Origin of the sequence: Streptomyces sp. NPDC006134 (assembly GCF_040628835.1) — a bacterium.
In the GTDB taxonomy this organism is placed as follows: domain Bacteria; phylum Actinomycetota; class Actinomycetes; order Streptomycetales; family Streptomycetaceae; genus Streptomyces.
In genome coordinates, this window is record NZ_JBEXTV010000001.1 from 255,901 (window position 1) to 270,136 (window position 14,236).

12 protein-coding genes and 2 tRNA genes are annotated in these 14,236 nt (G+C 74.0%); all 14 read right to left on the reverse strand.

Annotated elements, in window-relative coordinates; translation table 11 throughout:
• Positions 1-16 precede the first annotated feature (16 nt).
• The 14 genes from holA to rsfS all read right to left on the reverse strand — a co-directional run bounded on the left by holA (position 17) and on the right by rsfS (position 14,128).
• The gene (holA, locus tag ABZ340_RS01185) at positions 17-1,006 is read right to left on the reverse strand and encodes a DNA polymerase III subunit delta (RefSeq protein ID WP_358779625.1); all 990 of its coding nucleotides are present in this window, start codon (positions 1,004-1,006) and stop codon (positions 17-19) included.
• A 246-nt stretch (positions 1,007-1,252) separates the two neighbouring features.
• Positions 1,253-1,498: a hypothetical protein gene (locus ABZ340_RS01190; RefSeq protein WP_358779626.1), complete on the reverse strand. Its 246-nt coding sequence runs from the start codon at positions 1,496-1,498 to the stop codon at positions 1,253-1,255.
• Positions 1,499-1,611: 113 nt separating this feature from the next.
• Positions 1,612-2,493 (reverse strand): YceI family protein, encoded by an 882-nt coding sequence (locus tag ABZ340_RS01195; protein ID WP_358779627.1) that lies wholly within the window; start codon positions 2,491-2,493, stop codon positions 1,612-1,614.
• Between the two features lie 160 nt (positions 2,494-2,653).
• On the reverse strand, positions 2,654-5,230 hold the full coding sequence (locus ABZ340_RS01200) for a ComEC/Rec2 family competence protein (RefSeq protein ID WP_358779647.1): 2,577 nt from the start codon (positions 5,228-5,230) through the stop codon (positions 2,654-2,656).
• A 149-nt stretch (positions 5,231-5,379) separates the two neighbouring features.
• Positions 5,380-6,546, reverse strand: a complete 1,167-nt coding sequence (locus ABZ340_RS01205; protein WP_358779628.1) for a ComEA family DNA-binding protein — start codon at positions 6,544-6,546, stop codon at positions 5,380-5,382.
• A 142-nt stretch (positions 6,547-6,688) separates the two neighbouring features.
• Positions 6,689-7,534 carry a DegV family protein gene (locus tag ABZ340_RS01210; RefSeq protein ID WP_358779629.1) on the reverse strand — a complete coding sequence of 282 codons (846 nt, stop codon included), beginning with the start codon at positions 7,532-7,534 and terminating at the stop codon, positions 6,689-6,691.
• A 72-nt stretch (positions 7,535-7,606) separates the two neighbouring features.
• A complete protein-coding gene (locus ABZ340_RS01215; protein ID WP_358779630.1) occupies positions 7,607-8,362 on the reverse strand; it encodes a hypothetical protein in 756 nt (251 codons plus the stop codon).
• Between the two features lie 203 nt (positions 8,363-8,565).
• Positions 8,566-11,445 (reverse strand): leucine--tRNA ligase, encoded by a 2,880-nt coding sequence (leuS, locus tag ABZ340_RS01220; protein WP_358779631.1) that lies wholly within the window; start codon positions 11,443-11,445, stop codon positions 8,566-8,568.
• A 508-nt stretch (positions 11,446-11,953) separates the two neighbouring features.
• Positions 11,954-12,026, reverse strand: a tRNA-Ala gene (locus ABZ340_RS01225).
• 154 nt (positions 12,027-12,180) lie between these two features.
• Complete coding sequence (locus tag ABZ340_RS01230; protein WP_053750770.1) at positions 12,181-12,414, reverse strand: hypothetical protein; 234 nt, start codon at positions 12,412-12,414, stop codon at positions 12,181-12,183.
• A 3-nt stretch (positions 12,415-12,417) separates the two neighbouring features.
• Positions 12,418-12,591: a hypothetical protein gene (locus ABZ340_RS01235; protein ID WP_358779632.1), complete on the reverse strand. Its 174-nt coding sequence runs from the start codon at positions 12,589-12,591 to the stop codon at positions 12,418-12,420.
• 250 nt (positions 12,592-12,841) lie between these two features.
• A tRNA-Ala gene (locus tag ABZ340_RS01240) sits at positions 12,842-12,914 on the reverse strand.
• 96 nt (positions 12,915-13,010) lie between these two features.
• On the reverse strand, positions 13,011-13,682 hold the full coding sequence (locus ABZ340_RS01245) for a histidine phosphatase family protein (protein WP_358779633.1): 672 nt from the start codon (positions 13,680-13,682) through the stop codon (positions 13,011-13,013).
• Positions 13,679-14,128 carry a ribosome silencing factor gene (gene rsfS / locus ABZ340_RS01250; protein WP_358779634.1) on the reverse strand — a complete coding sequence of 150 codons (450 nt, stop codon included), beginning with the start codon at positions 14,126-14,128 and terminating at the stop codon, positions 13,679-13,681. The genes ABZ340_RS01245 and rsfS overlap by 4 nt, the downstream gene beginning before the upstream one ends.
• Positions 14,129-14,236 lie beyond the last annotated feature (108 nt).

Below are 14,236 nucleotides of genomic sequence, written 5' to 3' on the forward strand. Positions count from 1 at the left end.
CCACACGGCCCGAACGTCAGGCGCGGCCCCTCGACCGTGCCGCCCGGGCGATCGTCACGACCGCCTTCTCCAAGGCGTACTCGGGGTCGTCCCCGCCGCCCTTCACCCCGGCGTCCGCCTCGGCGACCGCCCGCAGCGCCACAGCCACCCCGTCCGGCGTCCAGCCCCGCATCTGCTGCCGCACCCGGTCGATCTTCCACGGCGGCATACCGAGCTCACGGGCGAGATCCGCCGGCCGTCCCCCGCGCGCGGACGACAGCTTGCCGATCGCCCGTACGCCCTGCGCCAGCGCGCTGGTGATCATCACCGGTGCCACCCCGGTCGCCAGCGACCAGCGCAGCGCCTCCAGCGCCTCCGCCGCCCGCCCCTCGACCGCCCGGTCGGCGACCGTGAAGCTGGACGCCTCGGCACGCCCGGTGTAGTACCGCCCGACGACCGCCTCGTCGATCGTGCCCTCGACGTCCGCGGCCAGCTGCGCGACCGCCGAGGCCAGCTCCCGCAGATCGCTGCCGATCGCGTCGACGAGCGCCTGGCACGCCTCCGGTGTGGCCGACCGCCCGGTGGTGCGGAACTCCCCCCGCACGAATGCCAGCCGGTCCGCCGGCTTCGTCATCTTCGGGCACGCCACCTCCCGCGCCCCCGCCTTGCGCGCGGCGTCCAGCAGCCCCTTGCCCTTGGCGCCGCCCGCGTGCAGCAGCACGAGGGTGATCTCCTCGGCGGGCGCCGAGAGATACCCCTTCACGTCCTTGACCGTGTCGGCGGACAGGTCCTGCGCATTGCGCACGACGACGACCTTGCGCTCGGCGAAGAGCGACGGACTGGTCAGCTCGGCGAGCGTGCCGGGCTGCAACTGGTCCGGGGTCAGGTCCCGTACGTCCGTGTCGGCGTCGGCGGCCCGCGCGGCGGCCACCACCTCCTGCACGGCACGGTCGAGCAGGAGCTCCTCCTGGCCCACGGCCAGGGTCACCGGGGCGAGAGGGTCGTCGTTCACAGTCTTCCTGGCCATCGCCTCAAGCATCCCACGCGCCACTGACAACGGACCGTGGACCACCGGGTGCGGACCGTGGAGCGCCAACCGCTGTGTGCCGACCATCGACCGCCGTGCGCCGACCGTGGAGCGCGGAACGCCGACCATCGACCGCCGTGCGCCGACCGTGGAGCGCGGAACGCGGGGCCGAAGGGCGCGGCGGCCCCGGCACGCCCTCGCGCCCGCCGGCCCCGCGACACTCCCCGAGCCTGCCGGCCGGCGGGGCTACGGCTCCTCCCGCCAGCCGTCCCACTCCTGCACGAACGCGTCCAGCGCGGCGGCGTCCAGCCGCTCCTCCTCGTCCCGCAGGACGACGAGCCACTGGGCGTCCTCGGCGTCGTCCTCACCGGCCAGCGCGTCCCGGACGAGCCGGGGTTCCTCCTCGACGCCGAACCGCTCCCCCAGCGCCTCGGCCACTTCCTCCGCGGCGTCGCGGTCGGGCAGCACCAGCACATGTCTCACGTCACTCACGCACGCCATTGTCCGGCATCGCGCCGTCGGCTCCGGCGTCGGCCGCCCGGTACGCGGACGCCCGGTACGCGGACGCCCGGTACGCGGACGGCTCCGGGCCGGCCGCGGCCCCGTCAGCCCTTGGGCACGATCTGCACGTCGAGCTCGACCTTGATGCTGGGCCCGACCACCGCGATGCCCCGCGCCAGCATGGTCTGCCAGCTCACCGTGTAGTCGTCCCGGTGCAGCTCGGTGGTGGCCCGGCAGGCCGCCCGGGTCTCCCCCTCCATTCCGTTGCCGAGCCCGAGGTACTCCGCGTCGAGTGTGACCGTCCGCGTGACGCCGTGCAGCGACAGCGCCCCGGTGACGGCCCAGCGGCTGCCGCCCCGGTACGCGAACCGGTCGCTGTAGAACTCCAGGGTCGGGAAACGCGCGACGTCCAGGAAGTCCGCCGACCGCAGGTGGTCGTCGCGCATCCGGACGCTGGTGTCGATGGACGCCGCGTCGATCACCACGTGCATGGCCGACTGCTCCATGCGCTCGCCGATCCGCACCGCCCCCGCGAAGGAGGTGAACCGGCCGTGGATGCGGGCCAGCCCGATGTGCCGCGCGGTGAACGCGATCGAGGAGTGGGTCGGCTCGATCTCCCAGTCACCCGGCGCGGGCAGCTCCGGCGGCCTGGCGGGCTGCAACGTCACATCGCCCAGGGAGGCGAGCGAATCCCCGGAGACCGTCACGCTCACCCGGTACGGGGTGTACCCCTCGGCGGTCACCGCGAGCCGGTACTCCCCCGCCGGCACCGCCACCAGGAACGTCCCGAAGGGATCCGTCTCGCCGCCGACCACCTTGCGGCCCATGGCGTCACTGACCGTGAACGCCGCCTGGGGCACCGGCTGGGAGACCGGATCGAGCACCCGGCAGCTCAGCACCCCCGCATCGGCCGGGGTCCGCACCGCGGCCAGGGGATTCGTTCGTTGCGTACGCCGCGTTCGGTTGCCCAGCCAACGGCCGATCATCAATGACACCCTCTACATACTTCAGTCACACTTCCCCCACGCATTACCGAAGACGCATTCGATCATTGCCGGAGCTTTCCAGGCAACACGAGCCCATATGACGGGAAACCAGCATCGGCGCCGGATACCTCCTGTGCCGGTCCGCGCGCCGTCCGCGGCCTCAGCTCCCCACCACCCGCAACCGGCCGCCCGTACCGACGACCGCCAGCGCCCCGTCCCGGTCCGTCCGCAGCACCGCCGCGCCCCCGGCGCGCAGGGCGGCGACCGTGCCGGGGGCGGGATGCCCGTACGGGTTGTCCTCCCCGCAGGAGATCAGCGCCAGCCGCGGAGAGATCCGGCGCATGAGGTCCGGGTCCTGGTATGCCGAGCCGTGGTGGGCCACTTTGAGCACGTCCGCGCCTTCCAGCGCCGCTGCCGCCGGTGACCTCGCCAGCGCCCGCTGGGCCGGGGGTTCCAGGTCGCCGAGCAGCAGCAGCCGCAGCCCGGCCGTCCGGACCAGCAGGGTGACGCTGGCATCGTTCGGCCCCTCCGGTTCCGGCACCGGGCCCGCCGGGGCCGCGTGCGTGCCCGCTCCGGGCCCAGGAGGTGGAAGAGGCCACACCACTTCCCAGGACAGCGCACCGGCCCGCCGCCGTTCCCCGGCGACGGCGTGCCGCACGGGGATGCGCCGGGCCGCCGCCTGGCGCCGGACGGACTCCGCCTGCTCCGCGGGCTCTTCGAAACCGGTCGTCTCGATCGCGCCCACCGCGCGCCCCCGCAGCACGCCGGGCAGGCCCGCCACGTGGTCGGCGTGGAAGTGGGTGAGCACCACGAGCGGGACCCGGGTGATGCCGAGCGAGCGCAGGCAGTGGTCGACGAGCGCGGGATCGGGTCCGGCGTCCACGACGACGCCCGTGCCCTCGCCCGCCGCGAGCACCAGCGCGTCGCCCTGCCCCACGTCGCACATCACCATCCGCCAGCCCGGCGGCGGCCACCCCGTGATCACCCGGGTCAGCGGTGGCGGCTGCACCACCACGAGCAGGAGCAGCACCCCGCAGACCCCGCACCACCAGGGGTGCCGTACCAGGCGCCGCCCGACGAGCAGCACGGCCACCGTGGCCGACGCGAGCAGCGCCGCCCCGGTCCAGCCGCCCGGCCAGTCCACCCCCGAGCCCGGCAGCGCCGCCCCGGTGCGGGCGACCTGCGCGATCCACTCCGCCGGCCAGCTCGCACACCAGGCCAGGGACTCGGCCACCGGCATCGTCAGCGGTGCCGTCGCCAGCGCCATGAAGCCCAGCACCGTGGCCGGCGCGACCGCGAACTCCACGAGCAGGTTGCACGGCACCGCCACCAGGCTCACCCGTGCCGAGAGCACGGCGACGACCGGCGCGCACACCGCCTGCGCGGCCGCCGCGGCGGCCAGCGCCTCCGCCGCCCGCGGCGGGACCCGGCGCCGCCGCAGTGCCGCGCTCCACCGGGGCGCGACCGTGAGCAGGGCCCCCGTGGCCAGCACGGAGAGCAGGAAGCCGTAACTGCGTGACAGCCACGGGTCGTACAGCACCAGCAGCAGGACGGCCGTCGCCAGCGCCGGGATCAGGGAGCGGCGGCGCCCGGTGGCCAGGGCGAGCAGCGCGACGGACCCGCAGGCCGCCGCCCGCAGCACACTCGGATCGGGCCGGCACACGACCACGAACCCGAGGGCGAGCACGCCGCCCAGCACGGCCGTCGTCCGCAAGGAGACGCCGAGGCGGGGCGCCAGCCCCCGGCGCTCACTGCGCTGGGCCAGTCCGGGCGGCCCGAGCAGCAGGGCGAGCAGGATGGTGAAGTTGGCACCGGAAACGGCGAGCAGGTGGGCGAGGTCGGTCTCCTTGAACGCCCGGTCCAGTTCGGGGGTGATGCGCGAGGTGTCCCCGACGACCAGACCCGGCAGCAGCGCCCGCGCGTCCGCCGGCAGGCCGTCGGTGGCCTCCCGCAGACCGGCCCGCAGCCGGCCCGCGACGCGCTGCGGCCCCGACGGCTCCCCCACCACGTCCGGTGCCGCCCGGCCCCGTACCCGCAGCACGGCCGCCACCCGGTCCCCGTCCGCCAACGCGGGCGCCAGCCGCCCGGTGACCCACAGCCGCGTGGACGGCAGCAGCCCGAGCCACGGGGCTCCGGCGGCCCGGCCTCCGGAGATCCACGGGCCACCGGCTCCGGCGGCGGATTCCCCGCCCGTCGTCCCCGGACCGGCGCGGACGACCAGCAGGACCGGCGTCCGGGTCGTGACCGCCGTCCCGTCCGCGGCCACCCGCCGTACGTCGGCGTCGATCAGCACCGCGTCCGGGGCCATGTGGTCGCCCCGGACGCGGGGCCGGGTGAGCCGGGGGTCGGAGGTGACCTCCACCTCGGCGGTCACGGTCGCGTACCGCTTCGCGAGGTCCGGTACGGGCCCCCGGCGCAGGTCGGCCCCGTGGAGTCCGGCCGAGGCCGCGGCCGCGGCGACGCAGAGCAGCACGGCGGCGGCCGGCATGCGTGACCAGGCCCCTGCCCCGGCCCCACGCCGCAGCGACGGCGGCACCGCTCGGGCCGGTGCCGTCAGCAGGAGGCCGGCGACGGCCAGGCAGCCGGTCACGGCACCGGCGGTCCATCCCGGCGAGGCGTCCAGCAGCAGCGCCGCCGTCGCCCAGGCCGCGAGCGCGGGCGGCACCAGCCGCAGGTCCGCCGGTCCTTCCTGCCGGGGCCGGGCCGCCCCCAGCCGCGTCCCGGAGGCCGCGTGCACGGCCGCTCGGGCGGGTGGCGTCCGGGCGGGGGCCGGGGTGTGGGGCAGGGCGGCGGGGGCCGGGGTGTGGGGCAGGGCGGCGGGGGCTGGAACGTGGGGCAGGGCGGGGACCGGGGCGGTCGTGTGCTCCGGTGGTTCGGGAGCGGGACTCATGGCCGGACCAGGTGCCGCAGGTCGGCGAAGCGCCGCTCGCCGATTCCATTCACGTCGCGCAGTTCGTCCACCGAGCGGAATCCGCCGTGCTGGGTGCGGTAGTCGACGATGTGCCGGGCCAGCACGGGGCCGACGCCCGGCAACGTCTCGAGCTGGTCGGCGGTTGCCGTGCTGAGGGAGATCGGAGCCGCGGGGCCCGCCGCGGCGGCCCCGGCCGGGCCACCCGCGCCGGGAGCCGGGCCGGGCACCGGGACAGGGACGGGAGCCGGTCCGCCGACGACGACCTGCTCGCCGTCCACGAGGAGGCGGGCGCGGTTGAGGCCGTCGGTGTCGGTGCCGGGACGCACGCCGCCGGCCGCGCGCAGGGCGTCCGCGACCCTCGAACCGGCCGGCAGCCGGTGGATCCCGGGCTCGCGGACCTTGCCGCCGACGTCCACGACGATCTCGGCGCCGGCCGGGGGCGAGACCCCGGCCGTGGGCTTCGGTACGCCGTTCCCCGAGTCCACCGGTCCCGGCCCCCCACCCTGTCCCTGTCCCTGCCCCTGCCCCTGTTCGCCGTACGGCGCCACTGCCCGCACCACCTCCGGGGCCCGCACGGACTGGGTACGGCCCGCCCAGAAGTGCTGCGCGGCGAAGGCCGCGGCGGCGACGAGCACCACCGCGAGGGCGGCCACGCTCCGCCGTTCCAGTCCGCACCTGGCCTGCAGCCACACGGGCAGCCGCTCCCGCAGGGCCGGCCCGGCCCGCTCCCGCCAGCCGCCCTCGGCCGGCGCGCGTTCCGCCCCCGCGCCGTCCGTGCCTCCCCCGTGTTCGCGTGCGCCCGGCGTCTCCCGCCCGTCCCCGGCAGGCGGCCCCGTGACAAGGCACCCCACGGCAGGCGGCCCCGCGACAGGAGGTCCGACGTCAGGACATCCGGCGGCAGATCCGTCGGGCGGCGGACCCTTGACCGGCTCCGGCCCCTTGACCGGCTCCGGCCGCTCGCCGCCGCGGGCGGCGAAGAGCAGGTCCGCGCGTCGGCGGAGCTCCTCGGCCGGGGCCTGCCGGCGCTGTGAGCGGCCGTGGGCGCGGAGCGGGCGGCGGTGGCGGGTACGGCCGTCGGAGGCGGGCCCGCGGCCCGGGCCGCTGGTCGCCGTCGCTGTGCGTGAACGTGATCGAAGAGCCATGCGACGAGGATCGGGCACCTCGCCGCACTCGCGATGATCATGGTGGTTTTCCGGGGACTACTGCCCGGTTGTGGATACCCCGGCCACCCGCACGGGTGACAGGAGGGATGACAGGACGGAAGGCCGGTGGTGCCGCGCCGCCTCAGCGGGGCGACACCACGACCCCCAGCAATCCTGGCCCCGTGTGCGCCCCGATCACCGCCCCGACCTCGCTCACGTGCAGGTCGGCCAGCCCGGGGACCCGCGCCCGCAGGCGGTCCGCGAGGGCCGACGCCCGGTCGGGGGCGGCGAGATGGTGGACGGCGATGTCGACCTGGGAGCCGCCCGCGCGGTCGGCGACGATCTCCTCCAGGCGGGCGATCGCCTTGGACGCCGTCCGTACCTTCTCCAGGGGTTCGATCCTTCCCTCGCCCAACTGCAGAAGCGGCTTCACCGCGAACGCCGAGCCGAGCAGGGCCTGCGCGGCCCCGATCCGGCCGCCGCGCCGCAGATAGTCGAGGGTGTCGACGTAGAAGTAGGCGGAGGTGCCCGCGGCGCGCTTCTCCGCGGCCGTGACAGCCTCGTCCTCCGTGGCGCCCGCCTCCGCCGCCTCGGCCGCGGCGAGCGCGCAGAACCCGAGCGCCATCGCGACCATCCCGGTGTCCACGACCCGCACGGGCACCGGCGCCTCCCGGGCCGCGGCCACCGCCGCGTCGTACGTCCCCGACAGTTCGGCGGACAGGTGGAGCGAGACGATGCCGTCGGCGCCGGACTCGGCGACCTTGCGGTAGGTCTCGGCGAAGAGCCCGGGGCTCGGGCGGGAGGTGGTGACCGGGCGTCGCTTCTGCAGGGCCTGGGCCAGGGAGCGGGTGGAGATCTCGGTGCCCTCCTCCAGGGCCCGGTCGCCGAGGACCACGGTCAGGGGGACCGTGGTGATGCCGTGGCGCTCCATCGTCCGGGCCGGAAGGTAGGCCGTTGAATCGGTGACGATCGCGACATGGCGGGACATGTGCTGGAGGTTACCTGGCGTAGCGCGCGTGCGGCAGCCCGGCCCCGGCCGGGCGGGGCGGACGGGACCGGATCAAGTCGTGTTCTCGGGGCGGGTCTTCCGCTGCCAGGGGTGGGCGGGCCGCGGATCGGGCGGGGTGATGGCGGGACGCGCCGGTTCCTGCGCCGGGTGCGGGCCACCGTCCGGGTGCGGCCGCGGGTCCTGGGACCGGGTCTGCCGTGCCGCCGCGCCGTCGGCGGCCGGGGCTTCGGGCCACGGAGGCGGCGGCGTGGACGGCTCGTCCGTCCGTGACCAGTGCCGCAGGGCACCGGCCTCGACGTCGATCTGCGCGCTCAGCATGTCGAGGTCGTCGTCGGCGAAGCGGCGGGCCCGGTCGCGGGCCGCCCAGCGCAGCGAGTCCGCGGAGTGGGTGATGCGCTCGGTGCGCTCCCGCAGGTCCGGCAGCCGCGCGGCGAGCGTGGCACGGTCCGGTTCGGACTCCAGGCGCCTGAGTTCGGCGTCGAGTTCGTGCCCGTGCGCGCTCAGTCGCTCGAACAGGGCCAGGGACTCCTTGAGGGACGCGTCCTCGGCCACGCCCGCGTGCAGGGCGTCCTGCGTGGCCCGCATCGAGGTGCGCAGGGCCAGTCGCAGCTGGGCGAGCTCGCCCGCCGGACCGGGCTGCGCGAAGGACTTGGCGCGCAGCGTGTGGTCCTCGACCGTGCGGCGGGCCTGGGTGAGGGTGCGGTCCACGCCGCGTTTGGCGGCGCCGACCGCCTTCACCGTGGCGTAGACGCCGAGGGCGACGAAGAGCACGAAGAGCAGGGCGAAGACTGCGATCACTGCTTCCACGGTGCTCCTCCTCCGGCCCTGCGGGTCTCCGGCCTGCCACGGCAGCCGCCGCGCCGCTCTTCAACGGTAAACGCAACGGGCAGGCCCGGAGTTCCGGAAGAACCCCGAACCTGCCCGTAGGGGACCACCCCGAGCCCGTCCGCGCGACCGGCCGCACGCAGCCGCCGGTGCGCGGCGGAAGTGTGCGGCCGGACGCCGGACGCCTACGCCGTAACGATGTTCACCAGCTTCGGCGCACGCACGATCACCTTGCGGATCCCGGCCCCGCCCAGCGCGGCGACGACCTTCTCGTCGGCCAGCGCCACCTTCTCCAGCTCCTCCTCGGAGATGGACGGCGCCACCTCCAGCCGCGCCTTGACCTTGCCCTTGACCTGCACCACGCACGTCACGGTCTCGTCCACGACGTACGCCGGGTCGGCGACGGGGAAGTCCTGGTGGACCACCGAGGCGGTGTGGCCCAGCCGGCGCCACAGCTCCTCGGCGATGTGCGGGGCCAGCGGCGCCACCAGCAGCACCAGAGCCTCGGCGACCGGCCGGGACACCGGGCCGCCCGCCTTGGTCAGGTGGTTGTTCAGCTCGGTGATCTTGGCGATGGCGGTGTTGAACCGCATGCCCTCCAGGTCCTGGCGCACGCCGTCGATCGCCTTGTGCAGGGCGCGCAGCGTCTCCTCGTCCGGCTCGGCGTCGGTGACCGTCACCTCGCCGGTCGTCTCGTCGACGATGTTGCGCCACAGCCGCTGCAGCAGCCGGAACTGGCCCACCACCGCGCGCGTGTCCCACGGCCGGGACACGTCCAGCGGGCCCATGGCCATCTCGTACAGGCGCAGCGTGTCGGCGCCGTACTCGGCGCAGATCTCGTCCGGCGTGACGGCGTTCTTCAGGGACTTGCCCATCTTGCCCAGCAGACGGGTGACCTTCTCGCCCTGGTACCAGTACGCGCCGTCGCGCTCCTCCACCTCGGCGGCCGGTACGGCGATCCCGCGCGCGTCACGGTAGACGTACGCCTGGATCATGCCCTGGTTGAACAGCTTGTGGAACGGCTCGGCCGAGGAGATGTGCCCCAGGTCGTACAGGACCTTGGACCAGAAGCGCGCGTACAGCAGGTGCAGCACGGCGTGCTCGGCGCCGCCGACGTACAGGTCGACGCCGCCGTGCGGCTGCCCCTCGCGCGGGCCCATCCAGTACCGCTCGATCTCGGGGTCGACCAGCTTGTCGCCGTTGTGCGGGTCCAGGTAGCGCAGCTCGTACCAGCACGAACCGGCCCAGTTGGGCATGGTGTTGGTCTCGCGGCGGTACTTCTTCGGCCCGTCGCCCAGGTCCAGGGTGACGTTGACCCAGTCCTCGTTGCGCGACAGCGGCGTCTCGGGCTGGGTGTCGGCGTCGTCCGGGTCGAAGGTGCGCGGGGAGTAGTCCTCGACCTCGGGCAGCTCCAGCGGCAGCATCGACTCGGGCAGCGCGTGGGCGATGCCGTCCTCGTCGTAGACGATCGGGAAGGGCTCGCCCCAGTAGCGCTGGCGGCTGAACAGCCAGTCGCGCAGCCGGTAGTTGACGGTGCCCTCGCCGATGCCCTGCTCCTCCAGCCAGGCGGTGACGCGGGCCTTGGCCTCGGCGACGCCCAGGCCGTCCAGGGAGACGTCCGCGCCGGTGGAGTTCACGATCGTCGCGTCGTGCGCCACGAAGGCGTCGTCCCACGCGGAGGGGTCGGTGCCGCGGCCGTCGGTCGGCTCCACGACGCAGCGCATCGGCAGCTCGAAGGCGCGCGCGAAGGCGAAGTCCCGCGTGTCGTGCGCGGGGACGGCCATGATGGCGCCGGTGCCGTAGCCCATCAGGACGTAGTCGGCGATGAAGACCGGGATCTTCTCGCCGGTGACCGGGTTGGTCGCGTACGCGCCGGTGAAGACGCCGGTCTTGTCCTTGGCCTCGGCCTGCCGCTCGACGTCGGACTTGGACGCGGCCTGCGCGCGGTAGGCGGCGACGGCCTCGGCCGGGGTGGCGTGGCCGCCGGTCCACGCCTCGCGCGTGCCCTCGGGCCAGGCGGCCGGGGTGAACTTCTCCACCAGCGGGTGCTCGGGCGCCAGCACCATGTAGGTGGCGCCGAACAGGGTGTCCTGGCGGGTGGTGAAGACGGTGATGTGCTCGCCGTCGATGGGGAAGTCGATGCGGGCGCCCTCGGAGCGGCCGATCCAGTTGCGCTGCTGCAGCTTGATGGCCTCGGGCCAGTCCAGCTCGTCCAGGTCGTCCAGCAGCCGGTCGGCGTAGGCGGTGATGCGCATGTTCCACTGGCGCAGCTTGGCCTTGAAGACGGGGAAGTTGCCGCGCTCGGAGCGGCCCTCGGCGGTGACCTCCTCGTTGGCCAGTACGGTGCCCAGGCCGGGGCACCAGTTGACGGGCGCGTCGGAGGCGTAGGCCAGGCGGTACTCGCCCAGGACGTCGGCGCGCTCGGCGGCGGTCAGCTCGCTCCAGGAACGGCCGCCGGGGACGGCGCGCTCACCGGACTCGAACTGCTCGACCAGCTCGGAGATCGGGCGGGCCTTCCTCGCCTCCTCGTCGTACCAGGAGTTGAAGATCTGCAGGAAGATCCACTGGGTCCACTTGTAGTACTCCGGGTCGATCGTGGCGAACGACCGGCGCTTGTCGTGGCCCAGGCCCAGCCGGCGCAGCTGGGCCTTCATGTTCTCGATGTTGGCCTCGGTGGACACGCGCGGGTGCGTGCCGGTCTGCACGGCGTACTGCTCGGCGGGCAGCCCGAAGGCGTCGAAGCCCAGGGTGTGCAGGACGTTGTGGCCGGTCATGCGCTGGAAGCGCGCGAAGACGTCGGTGGCGATGTAGCCCAGCGGGTGTCCGACGTGCAGGCCCGCACCGGAGGGGTACGGGAACATGTCCATGATGAACTTCTTGGGCTTGGCGACCAGCTCCGGGTCGCCCGCCAGGTCCCCGCTCGGGTTGGGCGCCGCGTAGGTGCCCTCGGCGTCCCAGAAGTCCTGCCAGCGTGCCTCGATCTCCGCGGCCACGGCGGCCGTGTAGCGGTGCGGCGCGGCATCCGCTGTCATGCCAGGGGTGGCAGCGGGGTTCGTCTCGCTCATGATCCTCAAAGCTCCATCGATCGTCTCTGCCTACGGCTGCCGAGAAACGAAAAATCCCCTCGCACAGGAGGGGACGCCGCGCCGATTCCGGCCACTCGACTCGTCCGGTGGCCGGGACTGATCAGCGCGGCCCGCTAAGCAGAAGGCGTACGGCACGCATGGCGTCAGGGTACCGCAGCCTCCACGCGGGCGGCGACGCGCTTCCGGTGGACCTCCGCGGCGGCGGGAGCGGCAACGGGCACACGCCCGCCGGACGCGGCCCGAGCGACATCCGCCGACCACCGGCCCGCACGCCGAGCCGGGCACGGTCCCGCCGACGGCCTCCGGAGCGGCGCCCCGCCCGATGGCGCCGAAGGCCCCCACGGGCGTGCCACCGCGATACGTCCTCCAGCCCGCCGGCACTCTCCGGGACCGCGGACGCCGTGCGCTCGGCCACTGCCCCGTATCGGCCGCCGACCCGGAAACGAGAAGATCCCGCCGGGTCTGACGACCCTGCGGGATCTTTCTGTGGAGCTAAGGAGAATTGAACTCCTGACCTCCTGCATGCCATGCAGGCGCTCTACCAACTGAGCTATAGCCCCTTGCCGTGTTTCTTCCGGTTTCCCCGGCGGCGACGCCAACATTACACGGTCCCCCCGGCCCAACACCAAATCGGTTTCACTCTGTCCCGTTTTGCCCCTGATGTCGCCCCCTGAGTCGGTCTCCAGACCGCCTCTGACGCAGGAAGCCGGAGGGTCAGGCCGTGACGAACGAGTAGAACCGCTTGAGCGTGCAGTGCTCTTCGAGGAGCCGGCCGTAGATCGGCTCACCCTCCAGTTCGCGGTACGTCTCGATCGGGTCGCCTTTTATGATCAGCGCCCGCGCGCACTCCTCGCACCAGTACTGGTACTCCGGGTTGACCGGCTCCATGTCGCGGACGATCGGCGTACCGCTGCCGCACCAGTCGCACTTCCGCCTGTGTGCACCCATCGATCAGCTCCAGCTGTGGCCGCAGGCCGTGCACACGTACGAGATTCCGCCGTTGTCCCCGAGGACTTGGGCCACGTGCGCGGAACCGCAGGAAGGGCAGCTGAGGCGGATGACCGTGTCATGCGTCACAGCGGTGTCGAGGAAGTGATCGACCTCCTCGCGGATGCTCGCAGGCATCGCTGCTCCCTCCCGTCGGGCCGCGCTCCCTTCCGGCTGTTTGATTCTGCCACGACCGGGCCAACACGGTCAGCGACGCTTTGGATACCAGTCCGGACACGACCTCCGGACACGGCGTCCGGACACGACATCCGGAGCGGCCGCTCCCCGGCGCGCCCCGCGGCCAACGGCGCCCGCCCGGCGGAAGTAGCCCGGCGGGGGAAACGAAGAATCCCGCCCCCCGGAGGGGACGGGATTCGTCCGTGTGCTGTGGAGCTAAGGAGAATTGAACTCCTGACCTCCTGCATGCCATGCAGGCGCTCTACCAACTGAGCTATAGCCCCTTGCGTTCTTCCCGCTCGGCGGGGCGAACAAGAAGAACTTTAGCCTGCGACCTGCCGGAAAGTGAAATCCGGGGTCCCGGACCCGCCGCGCGCCGCTCAGTCGTCGTCGCCGAGCACCGGCTCCGGCAGGGTGCCGGCGTTGTGCTCCAGCAGCCGCCAGCCGCGGGCGCCCTCGCCGAGGACCGACCAGCAGCAGTTGGTCAGGCCGCCGAGGCTCTCCCAGTTGTGCGGTGCCAGCCCGAGGAGACGGCCGATGGTGGTGCGGATCGTGCCGCCGTGGCTGACCACGACGAGCGTGCCGTCCTCGGGGAGCTTCTCGACGTGCCGGAGCACGACGGGGGCGGCGCGGTCGGCGACCTCGGTCTCCAGTTCGCCGCCGCCGCGGCGCACGGGCTCGCCGCGCTTCCACGCCGCGTACTCCTCGCCGTACCGGGCAATGATCTCGTCGTGGGTCAGGCCCTGCCAGACGCCCGCGTAGGTCTCGCGCAGCCCCTCGTCGAGGGTCACGTCGAGGCCGGTGAGCGCGGCGAGCTCGGCGGCGGTGTCCGCGGCCCGCCTCAGGTCCGAGGCGACGATCGCGTCGGGCCTGAGGCCGGCGAGCAGCCGGGCGGCGCGGCGGGCCTGGGCGACACCGGTCTCGGTGAGCTCGATGTCCGTGGTGCCCTGGAAGCGGCGCTCCACGTTCCAGGCGGTCTGGCCGTGCCGCCAGAGGATGACGCGGCGGCCCCTGCCCTGCTTCCCGCCGGGCCCGGCGGCGGCGCCGCTCACCGCCACTCTCCGCCCGCCTCCGCGGCCTCCTCGGCGGCGGCCTGCGCCCGCGCGTGCTCCTCGGCCTTGCCGCGGGTGGCCCGGGCGTCGTCGGGCAGCTCGATCTCGGGGCAGTCCTTCCACAGCCGCTCCAGGGCGTAGAAGACGCGCTCCTCGCTGTGCTGGACGTGGACGACGATGTCGACGTAGTCGAGCAGGACCCAGCGGGCCTCGCGGTCGCCCTCGCGGCGCACGGGCTTGGCGCCGAGCTCCTTGAGGAGCCGTTCCTCGATCTCGTCGACGATCGCCTTGACCTGGCGGTCGTTGGGCGCGGAGGCGAGGAGGAAGGCGTCCGTGATCGACAGCACGTCGCTGACGTCGTAGGCGACGACGTCGTGGGCGAGCTTGTCGGCGGCCGCCTGGGCGGCGGTGTTGATGAGCTCCAGGGAGCGGTCGGTTGCGGTCACTGCACGGCTTTCGGTCGGCGGTCGGTTTGCCTTCCAGGGTCTCACGGACGGCCGCGGGCACCCGGGGCATAAAAGGGCGGCCCCGCGTGGGCCGCGTCACGCGCGTGA

What these genes read in the sequence shown, in the direction of transcription:
- holA (WP_358779625.1), bottom strand. Translation starts at nt 1,006, where the DNA reads ATGGCCAGGAAGACTGTGAACGACGACCCTCTCGCCCCGGTGACCCTG.
- ABZ340_RS01195 (WP_358779627.1), bottom strand. Translation starts at nt 2,493, where the DNA reads ATGATCGGCCGTTGGCTGGGCAACCGAACGCGGCGTACGCAACGAACG.
- ABZ340_RS01205 (WP_358779628.1), bottom strand. Translation starts at nt 6,546, where the DNA reads ATGGCTCTTCGATCACGTTCACGCACAGCGACGGCGACCAGCGGCCCG.
- ABZ340_RS01210 (WP_358779629.1), bottom strand. Translation starts at nt 7,534, where the DNA reads ATGTCCCGCCATGTCGCGATCGTCACCGATTCAACGGCCTACCTTCCG.
- leuS (WP_358779631.1), bottom strand. Translation starts at nt 11,445, where the DNA reads ATGAGCGAGACGAACCCCGCTGCCACCCCTGGCATGACAGCGGATGCC.
- ABZ340_RS01230 (WP_053750770.1), bottom strand. Translation starts at nt 12,414, where the DNA reads ATGGGTGCACACAGGCGGAAGTGCGACTGGTGCGGCAGCGGTACGCCG.
- ABZ340_RS01235 (WP_358779632.1), bottom strand. Translation starts at nt 12,591, where the DNA reads ATGCCTGCGAGCATCCGCGAGGAGGTCGATCACTTCCTCGACACCGCT.